Genomic DNA, 23,484 nt, shown 5'->3' with positions numbered 1-23,484 from the left:
TGTGATACCTATAATGTTAACTTCAAAGCAAAATCTACCGACCTTGATGTTGGGGTGGAGAATGAATAAATTCCTTGCGAACCATTAGAAGATCCAAAAGAACTTACTTCAGGGTCTCCGCCAGTAAAGTGTGGTGCATAGATCCATAAGTTTCTACCGGTTACCTGAATGCCAACGGTTTTAAAAGGAGTTTTTTGAAGCCAGGTTGGTTTAAAGTTATAACCGAAACTTACGTTTCTCAATTTTACATAAGTACCATCCTGAATAACCGATTCAAGGATACTATTGATCCGTTGATAATAAGCTTGTCCTGAAACGGTTACGGCGTTTGGTAATCCGGTAGTGGCATTTACACCTTCTACAATACGAGGATCGCGGTTTTCAGTTACTTTAGGCGTACCATAGAAATAGCCATAACCATCAACATTGTTTTGAATATCGCCACCTTTTTTCATATCGAAAGAGAAACTCAGGGTGAATTGTTTATACCTGAAGTTATTGATGATCCCACCCATCCAATCAGGATTAATGTCGCCGATAATACCTTGCTCATCCGCTGCAAATGGTAAGCCGTCGTCTCCGATGGATAATTTACCCTCACTGTTTCTGGCATAACGGGTTCCATAAATTACACCATAAGGTTGATCTACAAATATGAAGGTAAACCCGTTACCTACCTGATTTAGGTTGTTGTAGATGGATAGTACCTTATTTCTGATTCTACTGTAGTTTAAGGTAAGGTCCCAGCTAAAATCTTGAGTTTTGATTGGTCTGGCAGTTAACAATACTTCGATACCTTTATTGCGCATGGAAGCTGTGTTCACACTGGTTGAATTGAAGCCAGTTGATGGTGCCAATGCTACATTCGGGATAATTCCATTCTTTGTTTTTTTGTCGAAATAGGTAACTTCCAAACTTAAGCGATTTTTAAAGAAACCAGTTTCCAGGCCAACTTCAAATTCATTGATCCGCTCATTTTTTAAATTTGGATCACTTAATGTACCGCTAATTAAGAAGCCCGATTGACCCTGATACGGGAATGCAATGTTTCTAACATTTTGCGATTCATAAGGCGTTAGCAAACTGTATGGGCCGATACTAGCATTTCCAACTGTGCTGTAAGACAATCTCAACTTTCCAAAGCTCATGATGTCAGAAACTTCTTTAGAAAAGAAATTGGAAAAGATGAAGCTGGTTGCAGCCGATCCGTAAGGATAAAAGCTGTTGTCTTTAGCCAGCACAGATGTACCATCGTACCTACCCGTTAGCGATAGGATCAGGAACTTTTTATAATCGATATTGGATTGAAGATAGAATCCTATTTTTCTGGTGAGGTAACTTCTCTCTGAAAAATTTATCGTTGATGTTGAGGCAATGTTATCAAATCCTGGAACGGTGATACCAACGCCATTGGCATAAGAATTTTGATAATAGGTAGAAATGATATTATTTCCCAAAAGTGCGTCAATGGTAAAGTCACCTAAATTCTTGTTTGCGCCAATGATCAGGTCATTATTATATTGTCTGAAATTAGAAGAGTTGTTTACAATCCGTCCATTAGGATTTGAGACTGATAATAAAGATTCATGATACTTTCCTAGTTCCGTGTAAACGTCAGCTCCAAATCTTTCGGTTATCGTTAACCAGCTTAATGGCTTGTAGTTGGCATTAAAGGTTGGCAAAAATCTGTTTACTACTGAAGTATTGCTAATGTTATCCAATACCCAATAAGGGTTATTTCTGGAGAAGCGGAATAATCGTTGCGATCCATCCGGATTTGTAGCCGGTTGCAAATCATAAGATACCGGGGCAGAAAAAATGGTCCATACCGGGCTTTCTAAAGCATAACCTTCTGGTAACCTGTTATTTTTGGTATTGGCGTAATTTAGGGAGAAGGTCATGTCCAGATTCTTTAAAATCTGCGTACTAAACTTTCCAAATACGGTATTTCTATCGAAAGATGTGCTGGGTACCGTTCCTTCCTGTGCAAGGTTGGTGTAAGAAAGAAAATAAGAACTGTATGTGCCACCGCCATTTAAACCGATTGTATTGGTGTAGGTTTTACCCGTTTTAAAGAATAAATCAGATTGATCATAAACCTGTGCAGGCTGGCCATTTATTTTCAGTGTGTCCATTCTGGCACCCCATGAGGTACTTGTTTTTTGCGTAATTCCGTCGAAATAGTTTCCGTTAGATCCCAATGAATATTTATTTTGAATTTCTGGCAGTAGCGGAGTTTCCAATGATAGGGAAGAAGAGAAGCTAAGCGATGGCTTTTTGTTCTGTGCACCTGCTTTGGTGGTGATGATAATTACACCTTTTGCACCATCAGATCCATAAAGAGCTGTTGCTGCCCCACCTTTTAATACGTTAATGCTTTCAATAATGTTGGGGTCTAAATCTGCAATCCTGTTTGTTCCCGGACCTGAATTTAAATTTCCGGTTTCATCATTATTTACCGGAATACCATCAATTACCATTAATGCTTCGTTATTTCCATAAAGCGAATTGGCTCCACGGATCACGATTCTGGATGAACTACCTGGTGTGCCCGAAGAACTGGTAATCTGTACGCCTGAAACTTTTCCAGCCAGCGCATTAACCAGATTTGGTTCTCTGGTTTGGGTAAGCTGGTCGCCTTTTACTTCCTGTGAACTGTAAGTAAGGTTGCGTTTCTCGCGCTTTACACCCAAGGCAGTCACTACCACTTCGCTCAGGTTTTGCTGATCGTCTGTAAGGGAGATAATTAATGCACTTTGCCCGGCATAGGCAAATTCTCTGGTTTGAAATCCTATTCCACTTACAATAAGTACTGAAGGGTTTGGACTTTTGATTGCGAAATTACCTTGTGAATCTGTTGATACACCTTGCGATGTACCTTTAACTTTTACGGTAATACCTGGAAGTGCTGCCCCAGATGCATCTGTAATTTTACCGTTTACAAGTGCTGTTTGGGCATGTAATTGGATAAAACAAAGCATGGTTACGGCTAGCAAAGCAGTCTTTAGTTTAGTTAGCATGTTGTTAGTTTGTTGGTCTGTCCAAATTTAGGCGACTTTCAAACCACATCTAACGATGATTTTATCAGGTATTAACCATAAATTAACAAGAATGTTACTTAGTGCTAAAATTTGATTGAAGCATATTATTCAATTTATTAATGCCATAAAATAATAGCCTTGCCCTTTCGGGAAAGCTTTAGTTCCTCAAATTAATGGTTACGTTTTGTTAGAAATGCAATGAGATTGGATTCTAAACCCACATCGGTGTTTGCATATGATACGTTTGATCCTGATCTGAAACGCAGCTTAATTATTCAGCTTAACCTATTCAACGGTTACAGATTTAGCCAGGTTTCTAGGCTGATCAACATTACAGTTTCTCATTACAGCAACATAATAGGAAAGCAATTGCAATGGAATAGTAGCCAGAAGGGGCAGGAAAGCTTCGTTGGCATCGGGAATTTCGATACAATAATCTGCCATTTTCCTCACTTCAGTGTCGCCCTGCGTTACTATAGCGATCACCTGTCCCTTTCTAGCTTTCACTTCCTGAATATTACTGATGACCTTCTCGTAGGAAGAATTTTTTGTGGCGATAAAAACCACTGGCATATCTGCATCTATAAGCGCAATCGGGCCATGTTTCATTTCTGCCGCAGGATATCCCTCAGCATGTATATAGGAGATTTCCTTTAATTTTAATGCACCCTCCAGTGCAACAGGAAAACCACTTCCGCGACCGAGGAACAAACAGTTACTGACATCCTTAATTTTTTCTGCTACCTGCCTGATGAGCTGATTTGATTTTAAGGTTTCCTGAACCTTCTCTGGTATGGCATCCAGTTCAGTTAACAATTCAATTAATTTTGAAGTGGTAATGGTTCCCTTTTGCTGTGCAATGTAAAAGGCAATCAATGTGAGCACCGTAACCTGAGCGGTAAAGGCTTTGGTGGAAGCTACACCGATTTCTGGTCCGGCATGGGTATATACTCCAGCATGTGTAAGGCGTGGAATGGATGCGCCGATCACATTACAGATTCCAAGGATAGTTGCCCCACGTGCTTTTGCCATTTCGATGGCAGCAATGGTATCGGCAGTTTCTCCCGATTGGGAAATGGCAATCACGACATCTTTCTCTGTAATGATCGGGTTTCTGTACCTGAATTCTGACGCATATTCTACTTCAACCGGAATACGGGCATATTCCTCAATTAAATATTCTCCAACTAAACCTGCATGCCAGGATGTTCCGCAGGCAACAATGATAATCCGGTCTATATTTTCTAACTTTTTTACAAATTCTTTAATTCCACCAAGGCGTACTTCTCCGGTTTCAGGGTAAATTCGGCCACGCATACAATCCCTGATAGAACGTGGTTGCTCAAAGATTTCCTTGAGCATAAAATGATCAAAGCCTGCCTTTTCCAGCATCTCCAGTTTTAGTTCAAGCTCCTGAATCATTGGTGTCTGGATAATGTTGTCCAAATGTTTTATCAACAGACTGGTAGGGGTAATCAGAGCGATTTCATCATCATTTAAGTAAATCACATTTTTAGTGTATTCAACAATTGGTGTCGCATCTGATGCAATGAAGTATTCTTCTACACCAACTCCAATCACCAAGGGGCTACCTTTTCTGGCGGCAATCAGGCAGTCTGGTGCATTACGGTCCATAATTACGATGGCATAAGCACCGCTTACCCTTTGCAATGCGAGCCGAACGGCCTGGTCTAGTTCCAGGTTTTCGATTTTTTGTATTTCTTCAATGAGGTGAATCAGGATCTCTGTATCGGTATCACTTTTAAATTGATGCCCGCGTTCAATAAGTTCCTCTCTTAACGTTGCATAGTTTTCAATAATACCGTTGTGAATAATGGAGAGTGCACCATCATTGGAAAGATGCGGATGAGCATTTCGGTCTGAGGGTTCACCATGGGTTGCCCAACGTGTATGCCCCATACCTGCTTTGCCCGATTGATCAAGTTCTGCTGCAAATGCCTCCAGTACTGCTACTTTTCCAGCTTTTTTATAAACATACTGACCATTATTACCTGCAATAGCAATTCCGGCACTATCGTAACCCCTGTATTCCAGTCTTTTCAAACCTTTGAGTATTACCGGCCAAGCTTCCCTATAACCAATATAGCCAACTATTCCACACATATTTATTTTATTATTTGGCGGCAAATATATCTGATAAGAACAGCTGCTTTATCCCTGATTGTAGGGATGAAAGGATGAAAACAGGCAGAAATAACGGGGTCAACTTGCGAAGTTTTAAAGGGAAAGCGCATGGCAGAACTTCGTCAGTTTATTAAACATTAAGAAGCCTATATTAATGCCCTACTATTTCAATTAAATAATGCGGGCGTGGCGAAACAATATAGAGGCCAGTCAAACAAAACTTCATAGAAAAATCAAAATAAAAATATACACATGCCTTATTTAAGGGGTATGGTTTATTCCAATCAGCTCTAAATTTGCTCGAGAGATAAGAAACATTATTTCATGTTACTTAATGAAGTCACCTGATGTTAGTCAGGTTCAGCGAAGCTATTGCCTACTCAAAATTTAAATATGATAAATGCCTCAACAGAATGGTATGCGGTTTATACAAGGCCGAGATTCGAAAAAAAAGTATCCGAAAGGCTTGCTGCAAATGGATTTTCACATTATTGTCCGTTAAACAAGGTTGTTCGGCAATGGCACGATCGCAAAAAAACAATCTTGCAACCTTTGTTCCCATCTTATGTATTTGTAAAGATTGATAAGAAAGATATGTGGCGGGTAAAGGAAACTGATGGAGTGGTAAACTTTGTTCATTGGCTGGGGAAGCCTGCCGTGATCAGAGAAGTAGAAATTACAGCAATTATGGACTTTCTGAACGACTATTCTGATGTAAAGGTAAACCAGGAACAGATCAGAATTAACGATAGAATCAGAATTAATTCTGGTTACCTGAAAGGTAGAGAAGCCAAAGTAATCTTTATAACAGATAAACAGGTTAAGCTTGAAATCCCTTCACTCGGCATGAGCCTGACCGCTATTGTTAACACATCAGATTTATCCCTTATAAAAAACTAATCTAAATTATTTTGAAGGCTATACGAATATCCGCTCACCTGGTTGGATTTATCTTAATTCTCGATCTTTTATCCTGTGGAACAAGCAGAAAAATTAATTATTTCGATGATTTAAAAAATCAGCAAACCTATAGTATTCCCAAAACACCCATTATAGATACCATTAAAAAAGGCGACTTGCTTTATATCTATGTAAACAGTGCAGATGTATTGGGATCAGCTAATTTTAATAATATTCTTGCCGGAAGCGTACAAACGGATGTTTTACAACTCAATGGATACCTGGTTGATGAGAACGGCCAAATTAATTTTCCGGTGCTTGGGCTCATTAATGCTGCGGGGAAAACCAAAAGCAAGCTAAAAAATGAATTGGGCAAATCGCTCGAAGCCTATTTAAAAGATCCTGTAGTTACCATCAGGCAGCTAAATTTCAGTGTCACGGTAATAGGGGAGGTAATGAAGCCTGGCAGCTATAAAAAGTTAGATGAACGAATGACCTTACTAGACGCGATAGGCGAGGCGGGCGGGCTTACCGAATTTGGAAATCTGGAACGGGTGATGCTGATCCGCGAAAATGAGAAAACCCAGGAATATCATCGCATTGATATGACCAACAGGGCTTCTGTAGCTCAGGATTTCTTTTATCTCCAGTCAAACGATGTCATTTATGTTGAGCCGAGAACAACCAAAAAATTTAGAACCAGCCAAACGGCTACACTCATCCCTGCTATCATTACAGCGGCGGCACTGGTTCTCGTAAACACCATTTTCAAATAGATAAAGCATTGAATAACGAAATTAACAATCAGTTTCAAATGGCTGATAATCAGGAGAAAAATATTCTGGGCAATATGGTTCAGCGTTTTCTTCCCTTTTGGCCACTATTTTTGCTCAGTACGCTGATCACACTTACATGTACCTTTCTTTACCTGCATTATACCAGCCCGATTTTTAAAATAGATTCGAAAATTCTGGTAAAAGATGAGAAGAAAGGCGTTGATGCCGGGAAGATATTAGATGCATTAAACATTTTTGGAGAGAAGAAAATTGTAGAGAATGAGATCGAAATTATCCGCTCTGCACCACTCATTCAAAAGGTAATCAAACAACTTGATTTGTATGTTACCCAGGTACATGAAGGCAGAATAAGGAAGGTGGAATGGTACGGAAAAGACGCGCCTTTAAAAATCTATGCCCTGGATAAGGAAGATTTACCAAAATCTCTAATTAAACTTAATGTATCTGTCAATTTTAAGCAGAAAACCATTAGCATCAACAATAAAAACTTTGCACTGAGTAAAGCTATAAAAATTCAGGGGCATGATTTTGTATTTGCAGCAAATCCGGATTATATCGCCAAAGATAACTCCGGGCGTACAGAAGATCTTATGGTTATTATTAATCCATTAGAGGAATTGGCAAAAAGCCTGCAAGAGGATATTAAGGCAGAAGCCAGTTCAAAACAGTCGTCTGTAATTTCCATCAGCATGGAAGAATCAGACCCGGAAAAGGGTAAGAAAATTATCAATGCGCTTTTTGGTGCCTATAATGAAGCGGCTATTGAGGATAAAAACGTTATTGCCGTAAACACACTTAGGTTTGTAGATGAAAGACTTAAACTAATTACCAGAGATCTCGAATCAGTTGAACAGGATATTAAAGATTTTAAATCAAAAGAGGGCATTTTCGATATCAGTGCACAGGGGCAGATTTACCTGGAAACGGTTAAGGATAATGACGAAAAGCTTTCTCAGGTAAACCTGCAGTTGCTGGTTTTGAAAGATGTAGAGAATTATATTAATGGCAAAAAATCAAATGCCGGAATATCTCCTTCACTGATGGGCATTGATGATGTGGCACTGGCAAATTTACTGACTAAACTTTTTGATGTAGAAGCCCAGCTTTCCAGAATTGATGGCATTACCGGGAAACAAAACTATCAGCAGCAACAGCTTAATGAAGAACTTAAAAGGTTAAAGAAAGCCATTTTAGAAAACATTAATAACATCCGTACCAATTTAAAAACTTCTGCCAATAGTCTGGATCGCGATATTAACGCAAGTAAAGGGATGCTTAAACAAATTCCCGGAAAAGAAAAAGCGCTGATTGATATATCGCGCCAGCAGGAGATTAAAAATGGAATTTATACTTTTCTGTTGCAGAAGAGAGAAGAAACTGCACTTTCCTATGCATCTGCCGCGGCCGATAGTCGGTTAATTGAACCAGCATCTGCAAGTTCAAAGCCAGTTAAGCCTAAAAAGGTCTTTATCTATTTTATTGGGTTGGCCCTCGGGATAGGAATTTCAGTAGGATTAGTATGGCTAAAAGAAGGGCTTATGCAAACTGTTATGTTTCGTGAAGAACTGGAACAGCGGTTACCAGTCCCAATTTTAGGAGAACTATCTTATAACAAAAATAGACACAACCTCGTTGTGGCTGCAGGCAGTAGATCTGTAATCGCAGAGCAGTTTCGAGCCTTGAGGATTAACCTGTCATACCTGGGCCTTGGTAAAGAAGATAAGATTATCCAGGTCTCCTCTTCCATACCCGGAGAAGGTAAATCATTTGTGGCCCAAAACCTAGCGATTGCCATGTCATTAATCGGAAAAAAAGTACTGTTGCTGGAGCTAGATTTGCGCAGACCCAAGCTAATTAGAGGTTTTCCGGAACTGGATGGCCCGGGGTTAACAGATTATCTTATTGATACTGCAGATATTGATGGGATTATCCAGCAGGCTAAAGTAAACGGTAAGCCTGTAGAAAACCTAAGCCTGATTTCTTCAGGTGGTATTCCACCAAATCCGACAGAATTAATAGGGAGCGAAAAATTCTCTGATCTGATGGAAAAGCTCAAAAATAAGTTTGATTACATTATCGTTGATACACCTCCAATTAGCTTGGTGAGCGATGCACTGGTATTCGCTAAATTTAGTTCGGTATCGCTTTATGTGGTCAGACATGAATACACGCCAACAGTCTACCTGAAATTTATCAGGCAGTTGATTGATGAACAGAAATTAAAGAAATTAACCATCGTATTTAATAGTGTAAAGCAAAGGGGAATGGGAGGCTACGGTGGAAATTATGGCTATGGCTATGGATACGGTTATGGCTATGATTATAGCGCTTACACAGAAGAAGTGACCGGACTTAAAAATGGTTTTTTTAGTTTCTTCCGAAAAAAATAAGCTGAAAATCTCAGCCTTAAAAATAAAACATTAAGCATTTTATGATTTATAACGTTATCCTCTCTGGTGGAATTGGCAGTCGTTTATGGCCACTTTCGCGAAAATCTGCACCGAAACAATATCTGCCCATTATAGACGGAAAATCGATGTTTGAATTAACCTTAGCCAGAAACAAGGCTATTTCAGATGCCTGTATCATTGTAGGCAACAAAGATAACCATCAGCTTTCGCAGCAAGTGATGGCAAATGGGAACATAAACAATTATTTCTACATCGTTGAAGCTGCTCCAAGAAATACTGCTGCTGCCATTGCTTTTGCCTGTTTTGGATTGGCATACAACGATATTGTAATCGTAACACCCGCTGATCATATGATTAACGGCGATGCAAAATACCAGCGGGTAATGGCAGAAGGAATAAACCTGGCAGCACAGGATGTACTGGTTACTTTCGGAATCCGTCCGTCAAAACCCGAAACAGGTTATGGCTACATCGAAAGGTCTGATAACCGGGTGCTTTCATTCAGGGAGAAGCCTGATGTAGAAACCGCACGTGGCTTCGTAGAAAGCGGTTCCTTTCTATGGAACAGTGGCATGTTCTGTTTTAAGGCAGGCGTATATCTTAAAGAACTGCAACAACATGCCCCCACGGTTTACGAAGCAGCTTATAAAACATGGCTTAACAGGTCTGGGGCTTTTATGCCAGAATTTGAAACTATGGAAATACCTTCTATAAGTGTGGATTATGCAGTAATGGAGCGTTCTAATAACCTCAGGGTAATTGAGGCCGATTTTGAATGGAGTGATCTCGGCTCTTTTGATGCCATTTGGGATTATAGGGAGAACATTTCCGGAAATTATAAAGCAATGCCTAACCTCGTAATGACCACGCTAAATAAACATGTGGAATTTGTTGGACTGGAAAACCTGATCCTGGTAGAAACGAATGATGCCATTCTTGTTATTCCTCGAAACCAAAGCCAGAAGGTGAAAGAAATTTATGAAAGACTGGAGCTGGAAAAGCCAGACTTACTGCAATAAAATAAATTAAAGAAATTATCAAAAATATGGATAAAAATGCAGTCATATATATTGCCGGTCACCGTGGCATGGTAGGATCAGCCATTTATAGAAAGTTAAAAAAAGAAGGTTTTAATCGGATCATTACCAGAAGTTCGAAAGCACTCGACCTCAGAGACCAGCAATCGGTTGCTGTTTTTTTTGAAGAAGAAAAACCAGAATATGTCTTTCTCGCCGCCGCAAAGGTTGGTGGAATTGTAGCCAATAATACTTACAGAGCAGATTTTTTATATGATAATCTTAAGATTCAAAATAATGTGATTCACCAGTCATACCTTAACGGTGTAAAAAAACTGTTGTTTCTGGGAAGCAGCTGTATTTATCCTAAGCTAGCACCGCAACCATTAAAAGAAGAATATTTACTTACCGGCTTACTAGAACCCACTAATGAACCCTATGCCATAGCGAAAATAGCAGGTATAAAACTTTGTGAGGCCTACCGGGATCAGTATGGATGCAACTTTATTAGCGTAATGCCCACCAACCTGTATGGAGAAGGTGATAACTATCATCCGGAAAATTCGCATGTACTGCCAGCCTTAATCAGAAAAATTCATGAAGCCAAAGCAAATGACTATTCATCGGTTAGTATTTGGGGCAGCGGAGAACCTAGAAGAGAGTTTTTATATGCTGATGACCTGGCTGATGCCTGTTTTTTTCTGATGGAGAATTACAATGAAAAGGAACTGATTAATATCGGTACTGGCGAAGATCTAAGTATTAAAGAACTTGCTTTACTCATCTCCAACGTTATTGGTTTTAAAGGGAATCTAATTTTCGATCAAAGCAAACCAGATGGTACACCGCGTAAACTTATGGATGTTTCGAAGTTACACGCTTTGGGTTGGAAGCATCAGATAATTTTAAAGAATGGAATCATCAGGGCATATCTAGATTTTCTGGAATCTACCCAGGCTCTCCTTCAATCTAACTAATACAATAATAAAATAGATAAAATATAATGAAAACAGCTCTTATTACTGGTGTTACCGGGCAAGATGGTGCATATCTGGCCGAATTACTTTTAAAGAAAGGATATTTTGTACATGGACTAAAAAGAAGATCTTCCCTGATTAATACCGGCCGCATCGACTTTTTGTACCAAGATCCACATGTAGATGGATTAAGATTTAAACTACATTATGGCGACATGACAGATAGTACCAATCTGATCCGCATTATACAGGAAACCCAACCAGACGAAATTTATAACCTGGCAGCCATGAGCCACGTAAAAGTGAGCTTTGATACCCCCGAATACACAGCTAATGCCGATGGAATTGGAACGCTACGTTTGCTGGAAGCCATCCGCATTTTAGGCCTGGAGAAAAAAACACGTGTTTATCAGGCATCTACTTCAGAGTTATATGGTTTGGTACAGGAAGTTCCACAAAGAGAATCCACACCATTTTATCCACGCAGTCCATATGCGGTAGCTAAATTATATGCTTATTGGATTACTGTGAATTATCGCGAAGCCTATGGGATGTTCGCTTGCAATGGTATTTTATTTAACCACGAATCTCCTTTGCGTGGCGAAACTTTTGTAACCCGTAAAATTACGATGGCAGTAGCAGCGATAGCCATGGGTTTTCAGGATAAACTTTATTTAGGGAATATGGATGCACTCCGGGATTGGGGTCATGCTAAGGATTATGTAGAAGCCATGTGGCTTATTTTACAGCAAGATACACCTGAAGATTACGTAATCGCTACCGGGATAACAACTAAAGTAAGAGACTTTGTGCGCATGGCATTTGCCGAACTGGGCATTGCAGTAGCTTTTGAGGGGACGGGATTGAATGAGCGGGGTTATGTTGCCGCATGTGATCACCCGCAGTATCAGATTAGTGTTGGTAAAGAAATCATAGCAGTAGATGAGGCTTATTTCAGGCCAACAGAAGTAGAACTCTTAATCGGTGATCCTACAAAGGCGAAAACTAAATTAGGTTGGATACCTCAATACGATCTGGCTACACTGGTACAAGAGATGGTAGCAGCAGATGTAGAAAACCTGAATATGGAAGCAACCAAAAAATACAGGCACCAAATCATATAGTGTAAACCAGTATTCGGGATGCAACCTTTTAAATAATTAGATCAGGAGAAAAATGGATAATAAAAAAATTGTAGTCATTGGACTAGGATATGTTGGCTTGCCACTGGCGATAGAATTTGCCAGGAAATATACAGTGATTGGATTTGACATCGATACCAAAAGAATTGCTGAACTCAATAATAGCTTTGACCGCACCAGAGAGGTTAGCGAAGCAAGTTTAAAGGCTATCCTTAAGGCTAAAACCCACTTGTCTTTTGCAGAAGCAGAAATACCAGGTAATGGTGTAGCTGATGAATTAATAGAGGCTGAATTGCCCGGAGAAGGCAGCATCTTTTTTTCTTCTTCCATTGAAGAAATTCAGGATGCAGAAATATTTATTGTTACTGTACCTACGCCTATAGATCAGTTTAAAAAACCGGATCTCAATCCACTGTTAAAAGCAAGTGAAACTGTAGGCAAGGTTTTGAAGAAAGGTGATATTGTGATTTATGAATCAACCGTTTATCCCGGTTGTACCGAAGAAGATTGTGTTCCGGTTTTAGAAGCCAACAGCGGATTAAAATTTAACGAAGATTTTTACTGCGGTTATTCACCTGAACGGATTAATCCAGGTGATAAAATCAATACATTAACTAAAATCAAAAAAGTTACTTCCGGTTCTACTCCTGAAATTGGAAGGGAAGTTAATGCGCTTTATGCCTCAATCATTACCGCAGGAACACACCTGGCACCCAGTATTAAAGTAGCAGAAGCGAGTAAGGCGATTGAAAATGCACAACGGGATATTAACATTTCTTTTGTTAATGAACTAGCATTGATCTTCGATCGCATTGGTATTGATACCACTGATGTTATTGAAGCTGCATCAACTAAATGGAATTTTTTGCCATACAAGCCTGGCCTGGTAGGTGGCCACTGTATTGGTGTAGATCCCTATTACCTGGCCCATAAAGCAGAATCGTTTGGTTACCATCCGCAGGTTATTCTTTCAGGCAGAAGGGTAAACGACAGTATGGGCGGTTTCGTAGTAAATAAGGTGCTTAAATTAATGATCAAAAAAGGGCTCTTAATCAAAAATGCAAAATGCCTGGTTTTGGGTTTCACCTTTAAAGAAAACTGTCCGGATGTTAGAAATACACGGGTAATTGATATTTACAGGGAATTAATTCAGTTTGGCCTGAGTGTAGATGTTTACGACCCTTGGGCAAATGCAGATGAGGTATACCACGAATATGGCGTAAGAATTATGAATAATCTCGATCATGGAAGTAATTACGATGCCATCATTCTTACTGTAGCCCACCAACAATTCCTGAGTCTTGATCTCGAACAATTCAAAAACAAAAACGGGGTAATATTCGATGCCAAATCTGTAATAGACAGAGATTTGGTAGATGGTAGACTATAAATATGGTGGTGAAAAAGCTTACTATCGAAATTCTTACCTCATTTAAACGGAAAGTTTCATTTTTCTTTGAGAAAAAAGATGCCCGGGAACTGAAAATCTTTAAAAACGTAATCATTTCCTTTGGGGTTAAAGGTGGCAGCATCCTGGTGGGATTAATCTTGGTACCACTCACCATCAATTACATCAGTGCCACCAATTACGGGATCTGGCTAACTTTAAGCTCACTCATGAGCTGGATGAGTTTCTTTGATATTGGAATGGGTAACGGACTCCGGAATAAACTTACACATGCTATCGCCCATGAGCAATATGATGAAGCTAAAAGATACATCAGTTCTACCTATGCCGCCTTAATTCTGATTTCTGGTAGTGTGTTTCTGCTCTTTTGCTTAATTAATCCATTAATTAACTGGCGTGGTTTTTTAAATATCCCACCTACAGTTACGGCAGATATGCATTTGCTTTTGCTGGTATTGATTGGGGCATTTTGTATTCAGCTAAGTGTTCAGATCATCAATGTGGTGGTTACCTCCATTCACCAGTCGGCACTGGCCGGATTCATCTCTTTCCTGGGGCAGTTAGGGGTTTTGATTACGGTATTAATACTAAAATATACGGTGCAGGCAAGTTTGCTCATGATGACGATTGCACTGGCATTTGTGCCTTTGTTCATTCTTTTAACAGCCACATTTATATTATTTAATGGCAGGTTAAAGAAAATCATCCCTTCTGTAAGGCATGTTAAGCTAACATATGCAAAAGAAATACTCCATGTTGGAGGGTCGTTTTTTTTGATTCAGCTCGGTGCACTTGTACTTTTTCAAACCGACAATATCATCATCACCCGGGTAATCGGACCTGAAGCAGTAACCTGTTTTAATATTGCCTACCGTCTGTTTTCAATCGTCATTATGGCATTCACGATTTTGATGACACCCTATTGGAGTGCATTTGCAGATGCATATGCAAAGAAAGATTTGGTATGGATGAAGACAAACCTAAGGAAGATGAAAAGAATCTGGTTATTGATCTCCATCTTGATTATTCCAGTATTATTTCTGCTGTCTGACGTACTTTACAGCTTGTGGATAGGTAATTCGGTGGCGATTTCGAAGACACTTTCTTTTGCCATGGCCTGTTATGCCGTGGTATATACCGGAATGTCTTTGAATAGTTATTTTCTCAATGGTTTGGGTAAGATCAGGCTGCAGCAGTACCTCTATATTATTGCCTGTTTTGTTAATATCCCGCTCTCTGTTTGGATGACAGGAAAGATAGGTGTGGCTGGTGCTGTGTTTTCTAATGTGCTCGTACTGGCTGTAATGATGACTTTACTCTGGATCCAAAGCAATAAAATTCTGGCCGGAGTAAATAGTGGCTTATGGGCCAGTTAAATGTTTTTATATGAACTTTTTTAATCTGATGTACCGCACTTTAAGATGGGGCTACAGATCAGTTTCCTACTTATTTCAATATGTGATTTCTATTATGCTTTTAAAAGCAAACCTGGTATCATTTGGTCGTGGGTTAAAATCGAATGGAATTCCATACCTGGATATTTCCCCATCCGGGAAAATGAGTATTGGAGAAGATTTCAAGATGAATAACGGTGGAAGATACAATATGATTGGCAGGCAGCAAAAATGCTGTTTTGTAGTTAGCCAGGGCGCTGCATTAGTTATTGGGCAAAATGTAGGGATGAGCGCTGTTGCCATTATCTGCAGCGATCGCATTACCATTGGCAACAATGTAAAGATTGGTGGCAATACTGTTATTTATGATACAGATTTTCACAGCACGGATTATTTACAAAGAAAAAACTGGGACCAGGATGTGGCCAATAGAAAAAGCGCTGCGGTATTAATTGGTAATGATGTGTTTATTGGCGCCCATACTACCATTTTAAAGGGGGTGAAAATAGGTAGCCGGTCTATCATAGGTGCAGGTTCAGTCGTAACGAAAGATATCCCTCAGGATGAAATTTGGGCAGGTAATCCCGCCAGGTTAATTAAAATAATCACGTCATGATTACGCTTCTTAAAAAATATTACCCCTATCTGCTCATTGCATTCATGAACCCAATTGTAGGCTTTCTATTTCAGCGGTCTAATAAGGTTATCTATACACCAACAGATGTTTTGGTATTCGCTGCATTTTGCTATTGGGCATCAACTTTTGTTAGCAATAAATACAACCTCTTGCTGGCAAGGTTCTGGATATCGTTTTTTTTTCTGGGCGTATTAAATATTAACAGTGTAATTGTGTATGATACCACCTTCAATGTAAATATTCATGATGCATCGATTCTGTATTTTCTGAATCTGATGGTGTTTATCATTGCCCTGATTGGTTTCGAGTCGAAAAATAAACCAGTTATCCGCATAAAGCCTGGCAACAATTTTCATTTAAATAATCCGGTACTTAACCTTGTTATTCTGGTTTTTCCCGTTTTGTTTATTATTTCGTTATACAAAGCGGTCGGTTTCCTGCCTATTCTATCTGGCGATAACTTCGTTGATGAGATGTATAATTACGATTATGGAGCCTTATATGGTTATAAATTTATTTGTGTATACAGCTTTCTTTTGACCGTTTATTTTTTTAAGCTCAAAAAATACCGTGTACTCAACATCATTTTTGCGCTCGCTATTTTATTTATTTCATCAGTTGATGGAAAAAGATTTATCCTTTTTATCTGCCTGCTGGCCTTTATTCCTTTTAATGATTACCTGAAAAAGTTGCTATCACCTAAACAAAAAACATCCTATGTGCCAATCATTATGATTTCCACTGCAATAGTGGTGATTTATATCAGCATGCTGGCCATCCGCCTTGGCAATAATAATGTAGATGAATGGTTGGGCATATTTATCGAGAAAATCCCTTTTGGGGTAGAATACAAGGATTTTGTGTATTCATTCGAAAAATTCAGTGATACTACTGTAAAGAACTATGATTTTGTTTTGAGTAATATGGGCGCTTTTTTCAACTCGGGCATGTTAAACTTTTTCGGTTTTGATAAAGAGGCTCTTACGCATATGGGGAGCGCCTATGTATGGATGAATGCTTACAACATTGAATTTGGGATCAGAACGGGAATTGTATCGGAGTTGTATTTTGCTTATGGGATCTGGGGCGCATTGGCGATGATTCCACTGGCTTATTTTATCAATAAAACCTCTGTTAAACTAACACAACCAGGTTCTGTATTTGAGCTCATTCAATATGCTATCCTTTATGCCCTTTATATCTTAATTATCAATGGTCAGGCTACTGTTTTTTTCGGATGCCTTTCTATGATGCTCTACGTTTACTTTTTCAAGTTATTGGTTAATGGAATATTCAAAAGTGAAAGATTTGGTTTATATCGTTATCCCGGTATTCAATCGAATCAGCTATACTATAAATTGCCTGAGGAGCCTCGACAATCAGGATACTAGTGGTTTCAGAATAGTGGTGGTAGATCATGGATCTACAGATGGAACCGCCGCTATTATCAAAGAAAATTTTCCACAGGTTATCGTTTTGCAAGGCAATGAAAATATGTGGTGGACAGCTGCCACAAATTTAGGCGTGAAATATGCGCTAAGCCAACAGGCAGCTTATATTTTAACGCTAAATAATGATCTTGAGGTATGTTGGGATTACATAAGCAGCCTATTAAAAGTAGCATCTATTCATCCAAAAACTATAATTGGGAGCATAAGTGTAGATATCGCTGATTTGCAGAAAGTTATTTTCGCTGGCACCAGTTATAATCTTTGGACAGCCAGTTATAAAAGCAAGGTAAATTTATCGCTTCGTTATGATGATTTAAGACAAGCCTATCAAACAATAAAAACCGATCTTTTGCCTGGGAGAGGAACATTAATTCCCGCTGAAGTATTCTATGATATAGGTTTATTCGATCAGAAAAACTTTCCTCATTATGCAGCTGACGAAGATTTTAGTCTTCGTGCAAGAAAACATGGCTATTCATTAATCATCAGTACGGAGGCATTGGTTTACAGTTATGTACAGGAAACAGGCCTGGCATTTGAAAGGTTTTCACTGCCTTATCTGATTAAAATTTTCAGTTCCATAAAATCGCCAAGAAACTTGAAGATTAGGTGGCGCTGGGCACTCAGGCATTCCAAAACACCCGCACCTTTATATTTTATGATTGATTTTGCCAGAATGGTTGCTGGAATAGTATTCTAAACCGAAAACCAAATAACATCTTTTTTTATACGCTCAATACCAATTTAACCAAATGAAAAATGTATTAATTCTTTACAAGTCGATGCCACAGTATCGTCTTGAATTTTTTTCATTACTCCATAAAAAATTAGCAGAAAAGTCTATCCACCTTCATCTAATTTATGGAAATGTAGACTCGCAGGGAAAAAATGATAGCCGTGAAATAGACTTCGGGCAATTCAGACCAAACAAGTTTTTTAATCTCGGAAAGAAAGCCTTTATATGGCAACCCTGTTTAGCAGAAATAGAAACCGCCGACCTCGTTATTGTAGAACAGGCAAATAAGTTGCTCATTAACTATGTATTACTTTACAGGAGGTTAGTTTCAGGGAAGAAATTTGCCTTCTGGGGCCACGGCAGCAATATGCAGGCGAATGAGGGATCGTTGCTGAATCGCTTCAAAAGAATATATTCCAATTATACTGATCACTGGTTTGCTTATACTGGCAATATCAAGCATAAGCTAATTGGTAATCATTATCCATCGGATAAAGTAACTGTAGTGGAGAATGCTATTGATACCCGGGAGTTGATTAATGATATTAATTCCATTACCCAGGCAGAAGTAGCCGAGTTGCGGTTGGCGCTGAATATTACTGAAGATGAAAAAGTACTGATCTATTGTGGAGCACTTTACAAGGAGAAAAGACTAGATTTTCTGATTGAAACCTGCGACAGGCTTTATGCTATGGGTTATCAGTTCAAGCTGATGATCCTGGGTGGGGGACCGCTTCGTGAATATGTAAATGAGGAAGCCCTCAAAAGGCCATGGATGCTGATGGTTGGCCCAAAATTCGGTAGAGATAAAGCGCTGTATTTTAAGATTTCAACACTTTTTTTAATGCCTGGAGCCATTGGATTGGCCATATTGGATGCTTTTGCATTTTCTACTCCTATGGTCACCACTGATTATGAATTTCATGGGCCAGAATTTGAATACCTGGTTAATGAATATAATGGTATTGTTTCTAAAAATAATTTAACGGATTACCTTAAAGCCATAGTAGAATTATTAAATAAACCCAAAAGGATTCACCAGTTAAAAGTGAATTGTGAAGCTTCTGCAAAAAAGTATACGGTAGAAAACATGGTGGATAATTTTGTTACCGGCATTACCAAAACACTTCAGGTTTAGCAATGGGAATAGTATCACTGGTTAAACTGATTAGAATCAAACTACTGCTTAAAACCATTTGGCGAAGGTATAATATTGCCGAAGGTTTTCATGCTGGTATCCGGACAAGATTGTGGGCAAAAAACAGACTGGTTATTGGAAAAAATTTTTATATCGGAAGAGATTCACAGATTGAGGCAGACTGCATCATTGGTGATCACGTCATTTTCGGAAACAGGGTTGCCGTGGTGGGAAAGTACGATCATAATTTTCAGCAGGTAGGCACACCTATCAGAATGGCTGAACAAATCAGAAGTCCTGATTATCAATGGAAAGGAAAAGGTTTAGTCACCATTATCGGCAACGATGTGTGGATAGGTTATGGATCAACTATAATGAGTGGTGTAATTATTGGAAATGGCTGTATTGTAGCTGCTGGTTCGGTGGTTACCAAAGATCTTGATGCCTACTGGATTTATGCAGGAGTGCCTGCAAAAAAAATCAGGAAAAGATTCGAAAGTGAACTCGAGGAAATGGTACACATTCGCAACATTAATCAACACCCCTGGTAATTGCCTGCTTACTCCTGCTGGGAAGTATAAAAGATAAAAACAAGTGGCGCCAATCAATCAGGCGCAATAATCAAAAATAAATCTATCACCATGCTGGTTTAACCTATTTGGTTGAGCCAGGAACCTGTTTTTTAACAGTAATGGCAGCGCTATGCCCAAAAAATACCTGTGCCTCATCTCCTGAGTGCCAAAATTTTCGCAAACCAACCAAACAATAATGGAATTAATATCCCAAAAATCAATCTTCTCGTTCAATTTTTCCGTATTGAACTTTACTGATGCCGTATCGGCCATTATCCGTCTTGCGGAGAAAAAGAACTCTGCTTATATCTGTGTATCTAATGTACACATGGTAATGGAAGCTAAAAAAGATGTGGCCTTTGGCATGGTTCTCCAGCATGCAGATATGGCAGTGCTTGATGGAATGCCCCTTTGCTGGAGTATGGCGCTGCTTCACGGCATTAAAACCGATAGAATTGCAGGCCGTCACCTGATGGATGCCATTCTTCAAAAATGTGCGGTGCAGCAATTGCCAGTTTACTTTTACGGTGGGAAAGCAGCTACACTCGAGCGGGCTGTAAGCTTTATCAAGAAAAATTATAATGGTATACAGGTTGTAGGTAGTTATTCTCCACCTTTCAGGCCACTCAGTGATGAGGAAGATCTGGAAGTAATAAGGAAAATAAAAGAATCAGGCGCTGCAATCGTATTTGTAGCCTTAGGCTGTCCAAAACAGGAAAAGTGGATGGCCCATATGAAAAACAGAATCCCTGCAGTAATGCTTGGCATTGGCGTTGCACTCGAAGTACTCACGCAGCAACAAAAAAGTACCCCAATGTGGATGGAACGCTATGGACTGGAATGGTTCTTCAGGTTATGCAAAGAACCGCGCAGGCTATTTAAACGATACCTGATCACCAATACAGGCTTTGTATTCCTGCTGTTGCGCACGTTGCTTTCTAAACGCAATCAAGGTAAATAATACTACTTCTTAAATAATCTCTAAAACAATCTTTATGAAATTTTTACTTTTACTTCTTACTTGTGCATTCATCACAACCGGTGCCTTCTGCCAAATTTCTGATGCTCAAAATCAGAATAACCAACCCCCTTATCAAAGCAATAGCACTTCCGGTATCTATACTTTTAAAAAAAGATGGATTGTCGGGGTTGGCATTAATGCCATAAATGATGGTGGATTTGATGCTGAAAACAGTAACAGATACTTTAAGAATTTTTTTAATACCAAAAGCTGGGATGTTAGTGTATTAACGCTTTTTGCCGATTATGGATTTAGTAAGAGTTTTTCTGTAAACGGGATGCTGACAGGCAACAATGATCGCTTTAGTGGCGATAAGCTCTTCGCGGCAGATTTAAATCTAAAATATAGTTTTGCTAAACTAATGCCAAGAGATTATTGGTTTGAACCTTACCTTATGGCAGGTATTGGTTATACCTGGCGTGATGCAGCAAGAAAAGATAAGTTTAATACAAACTTTGGCTTAGGCACGTTTATTTGGGCCAATAATCAGTGGGGCTTAAATTTACAAGCCATGGGGAAATTAACATTAAACAAGAATCCATACAGCTACAAGCAGGGGGTATTAGGAATCGTTTATCGAATTGAAAACCAGTATTAATTCAAAGATGAGAAACAGATACAAATACATCGCCATGATATCTTGCATGGTGTTGGATATCATGGCCTTACTAATCTCTATTCACCTGTTTCATTATTCTATTACAAATAATAATTACAGTCTGATCAATCTGCAACAGCTGGCTGTTTTGGCCTGGGGGCTGGCGGCAATTGTTTTTAAATTATATCATTTCAAACAGGATTTAAGTGTTGAAGCGTTTTTCAGACAAACCTGCTTTGTGTTTGCCCTGCAACAATCGCTCACTTATTTTAGTTTATGGCTCTTTCCTATTGGAATAAGCCTTGTTCCTCAATTATGGCAACTTACAGGCATGCTCCTGTATTTATTGTTTTCCAGGATCTTAATGGGTTTTTTACTGGTACGAATACAAAGCAGATCTCCAAAAATTGGAATCTGGGGCTTTAATCTGGCCGGGATTAGATTGGCTGCTTATTTTGAAGCCATTAATCAACCAGTACAACTTTTTAATGAAAATGAATCTAACGTACATGACCATCCAGATAAACTTAGGGCATCATTGGTTAATACCATTAACATTGCTGCAAAAGAAAAATTGAAGGAATTATACGTGGTGGTACACCAAGACTATCTCGAAGACATGGGGCTTTGCATTAAGTTGGCAGACAGCCATTGTTTAAGAATTAAATTTATACCTTTTTATCCCGAAACGTCTGTTGATCAGTTCACTGTTAGTACGCTTGCGGGGTTTCAGGTAATCTGCTCCCGGCCTGAACCACTTGCAGACAGCATTAACCGCTTAAAGAAAAGAACCTTTGATGTAGTCTTTAGTTTGCTAGTTATCTTATTTATTCTCAGCTGGCTTTATCCGATTTTAGCTTTAATGATTAAGTGGGAAAGCAGAGGCCCGGTATTATTTAAACAGCTTCGGACAGGTGAAAATAACAAAGCGTTTTGGTGCTATAAATTCAGAAGTATGAAGGTAAACACCGAAAGTGAAACCCGGCAAGCCCAAAAAAAGGATGATCGTTTAACCAATATCGGACTTTTTATCAGGAAGACCAGCTTGGATGAACTTCCACAATTTTACAACGTATTGATCGGGGAAATGAGTGTAGTTGGACCAAGGCCACATATGTTAAAACATACTTGTGATTACAGTCAGGTTGTTGAGAATTATATGGTCAGGCATTTTATAAAACCCGGAATTACCGGACTATCTCAAATCAATGGTTTAAGGGGGGAAACCAAACAAATTGTGGATATGCAAAACAGAATAGACTCAGATATTGAATATCTTACTTATTGGAGTTTTGTGAAAGATCTTAAGATTTGTTTACTCACCGTTTTTACCGCCCTGAAGGGGGATGAAAAAGCATTTTAAATTAACTCAAAATACTATGTTTGCTTATTTTATAGCTGGCGCAATTTCTGGCATTTGCCTGGCCTCTTTTTTCCTGGGTAATGAACTTTACCGCATTTCCAAAAGAAATTTTATTCAAAAAAACGAGATTGAAAGATTAATGATGCTATATAGCAAAATCAAGGCATCGCGGGGCCGTGAACAACATAAAGTTTCTTAATAGTGAAACTGAAATAGTGATCTTAATAATTACCTGTATATTTTTTAATCAATAAGATTAAATCGTTAATCAGAAATGGCTTTCTCAGAAATCCAGAAGCTTCGGCAATTGCCCTTTTCTGATGATTGTCAAAGTATCTGGTCCCGGTTAGCAAGAGAATTGGAGTCTGCGCTAAAGCACTGGTTTTAATTTTAGTGATAAATTCTGGTCCGTTCATTATTGGCATATTCAGGTCGCAGATAATTAAATCAGGTTTTAAATGTAGCGTTTTTTCATATCCTTCCTGTCCGTCGACTGCGGTATATACAATATATCCGTATAACTCCAGTATTTCGACAATATTTTGTCTCAGTCGTTCATCATCCTCTATGAGGAGTATTTTGATCATAAAGTTAATTTAGAAATCAATGTTAAGGATAAAAGTTTTTAATTAAGATATTGTAGTTCAAATTTGAATGATAAAAACTACAATAAAATTAAATAATGTTTAAAAATATAATCCTGTTTAGCTTTTTAAACTAACAATTGCCTTGAATCT

Annotated in this window: 20 protein-coding genes; 17 read left to right on the top strand and 3 right to left on the bottom strand. The window is 38.8% G+C overall.

Annotated elements, in window-relative coordinates:
* Window positions 1–8 precede the first annotated feature (8 nt).
* Together ACN1CD_RS12520 and glmS are read right to left on the bottom strand one after the other, a co-directional pair.
* Window positions 9–3,020, bottom strand: a complete 3,012-nt coding sequence (locus ACN1CD_RS12520) for a SusC/RagA family TonB-linked outer membrane protein (RefSeq protein ID WP_419130728.1) — start codon at window positions 3,018–3,020, stop codon at window positions 9–11.
* A 306-nt stretch (window positions 3,021–3,326) separates the two neighbouring features.
* The gene (glmS, locus tag ACN1CD_RS12515; protein WP_419130727.1) at window positions 3,327–5,165 is read right to left on the bottom strand and encodes a glutamine--fructose-6-phosphate transaminase (isomerizing); all 1,839 of its coding nucleotides are present in this window, start codon (window positions 5,163–5,165) and stop codon (window positions 3,327–3,329) included.
* 414 nt (window positions 5,166–5,579) lie between these two features.
* On the opposite strand from glmS, the gene ACN1CD_RS12510 reads away from it, so the two are divergent.
* From ACN1CD_RS12510 to ACN1CD_RS12430, 17 genes are all read left to right on the top strand, one after another.
* Window positions 5,580–6,086 carry a UpxY family transcription antiterminator gene (locus tag ACN1CD_RS12510; RefSeq protein WP_419130726.1) on the top strand — a complete coding sequence of 169 codons (507 nt, stop codon included), beginning with the start codon at window positions 5,580–5,582 and terminating at the stop codon, window positions 6,084–6,086.
* Window positions 6,087–6,097: 11 nt separating this feature from the next.
* Window positions 6,098–6,862: a polysaccharide biosynthesis/export family protein gene (locus ACN1CD_RS12505; protein ID WP_419130725.1), complete on the top strand. Its 765-nt coding sequence runs from the start codon at window positions 6,098–6,100 to the stop codon at window positions 6,860–6,862.
* A gap of 8 nt (window positions 6,863–6,870) precedes the next feature.
* Window positions 6,871–9,273, top strand: a complete 2,403-nt coding sequence (locus tag ACN1CD_RS12500; RefSeq protein ID WP_419130724.1) for a GumC family protein — start codon at window positions 6,871–6,873, stop codon at window positions 9,271–9,273.
* A gap of 41 nt (window positions 9,274–9,314) precedes the next feature.
* Window positions 9,315–10,313 (top strand): mannose-1-phosphate guanylyltransferase, encoded by a 999-nt coding sequence (locus ACN1CD_RS12495; RefSeq protein WP_419130723.1) that lies wholly within the window; start codon window positions 9,315–9,317, stop codon window positions 10,311–10,313.
* Window positions 10,314–10,339: 26 nt separating this feature from the next.
* Window positions 10,340–11,287: a GDP-L-fucose synthase gene (fcl, locus tag ACN1CD_RS12490; RefSeq protein ID WP_419130722.1), complete on the top strand. Its 948-nt coding sequence runs from the start codon at window positions 10,340–10,342 to the stop codon at window positions 11,285–11,287.
* Between the two features lie 26 nt (window positions 11,288–11,313).
* On the top strand, window positions 11,314–12,411 hold the full coding sequence (gene gmd, locus ACN1CD_RS12485; RefSeq protein WP_419130721.1) for a GDP-mannose 4,6-dehydratase: 1,098 nt from the start codon (window positions 11,314–11,316) through the stop codon (window positions 12,409–12,411).
* A 52-nt stretch (window positions 12,412–12,463) separates the two neighbouring features.
* Window positions 12,464–13,819, top strand: coding sequence for a nucleotide sugar dehydrogenase (locus tag ACN1CD_RS12480; protein ID WP_419130720.1), 1,356 nt, complete (start codon window positions 12,464–12,466; stop codon window positions 13,817–13,819).
* A gap of 8 nt (window positions 13,820–13,827) precedes the next feature.
* Window positions 13,828–15,213, top strand: a complete 1,386-nt coding sequence (locus tag ACN1CD_RS12475) for a lipopolysaccharide biosynthesis protein (protein WP_419130719.1) — start codon at window positions 13,828–13,830, stop codon at window positions 15,211–15,213.
* 10 nt (window positions 15,214–15,223) lie between these two features.
* Window positions 15,224–15,847, top strand: coding sequence for an acyltransferase (locus ACN1CD_RS12470; RefSeq protein ID WP_419130718.1), 624 nt, complete (start codon window positions 15,224–15,226; stop codon window positions 15,845–15,847).
* Window positions 15,844–17,259 (top strand): O-antigen polymerase, encoded by a 1,416-nt coding sequence (locus tag ACN1CD_RS12465; protein ID WP_419130717.1) that lies wholly within the window; start codon window positions 15,844–15,846, stop codon window positions 17,257–17,259. The genes ACN1CD_RS12470 and ACN1CD_RS12465 overlap by 4 nt, the downstream gene beginning before the upstream one ends.
* Window positions 17,153–18,019, top strand: coding sequence for a glycosyltransferase family 2 protein (locus ACN1CD_RS12460; protein ID WP_419130716.1), 867 nt, complete (start codon window positions 17,153–17,155; stop codon window positions 18,017–18,019). Before ACN1CD_RS12465 ends, ACN1CD_RS12460 begins: the two co-directional genes overlap by 107 nt.
* Before the next feature lie 52 nt (window positions 18,020–18,071).
* Complete coding sequence (locus tag ACN1CD_RS12455; protein ID WP_419130715.1) at window positions 18,072–19,193, top strand: glycosyltransferase family 4 protein; 1,122 nt, start codon at window positions 18,072–18,074, stop codon at window positions 19,191–19,193.
* A gap of 2 nt (window positions 19,194–19,195) precedes the next feature.
* Window positions 19,196–19,744, top strand: coding sequence for a DapH/DapD/GlmU-related protein (locus tag ACN1CD_RS12450; RefSeq protein WP_419130714.1), 549 nt, complete (start codon window positions 19,196–19,198; stop codon window positions 19,742–19,744).
* Window positions 19,745–19,961: 217 nt separating this feature from the next.
* On the top strand, window positions 19,962–20,726 hold the full coding sequence (locus ACN1CD_RS12445) for a WecB/TagA/CpsF family glycosyltransferase (RefSeq protein WP_419130713.1): 765 nt from the start codon (window positions 19,962–19,964) through the stop codon (window positions 20,724–20,726).
* Between the two features lie 34 nt (window positions 20,727–20,760).
* The gene (locus tag ACN1CD_RS12440; RefSeq protein ID WP_419130712.1) at window positions 20,761–21,384 is read left to right on the top strand and encodes a hypothetical protein; all 624 of its coding nucleotides are present in this window, start codon (window positions 20,761–20,763) and stop codon (window positions 21,382–21,384) included.
* Window positions 21,385–21,391: 7 nt separating this feature from the next.
* Window positions 21,392–22,747, top strand: a complete 1,356-nt coding sequence (locus tag ACN1CD_RS12435) for an exopolysaccharide biosynthesis polyprenyl glycosylphosphotransferase (RefSeq protein WP_419130711.1) — start codon at window positions 21,392–21,394, stop codon at window positions 22,745–22,747.
* The gene (locus ACN1CD_RS12430) at window positions 22,731–22,946 is read left to right on the top strand and encodes a hypothetical protein (RefSeq protein ID WP_419130710.1); all 216 of its coding nucleotides are present in this window, start codon (window positions 22,731–22,733) and stop codon (window positions 22,944–22,946) included. The genes ACN1CD_RS12435 and ACN1CD_RS12430 overlap by 17 nt, the downstream gene beginning before the upstream one ends.
* Window positions 22,947–22,968: 22 nt before the next feature.
* On the opposite strand, the gene ACN1CD_RS12425 is transcribed toward ACN1CD_RS12430, so the two are convergent.
* Window positions 22,969–23,334, bottom strand: a complete 366-nt coding sequence (locus tag ACN1CD_RS12425; RefSeq protein ID WP_419130709.1) for a response regulator — start codon at window positions 23,332–23,334, stop codon at window positions 22,969–22,971.
* Between the last annotated feature and the right edge of the window lie 150 nt (window positions 23,335–23,484).

The sequence above is a fragment of the Pedobacter sp. N23S346 genome, from assembly GCF_048515415.1.
Classification (GTDB): domain Bacteria; phylum Bacteroidota; class Bacteroidia; order Sphingobacteriales; family Sphingobacteriaceae; genus Pedobacter.
This window is presented reverse-complemented; position numbering and strand designations above follow the sequence as displayed.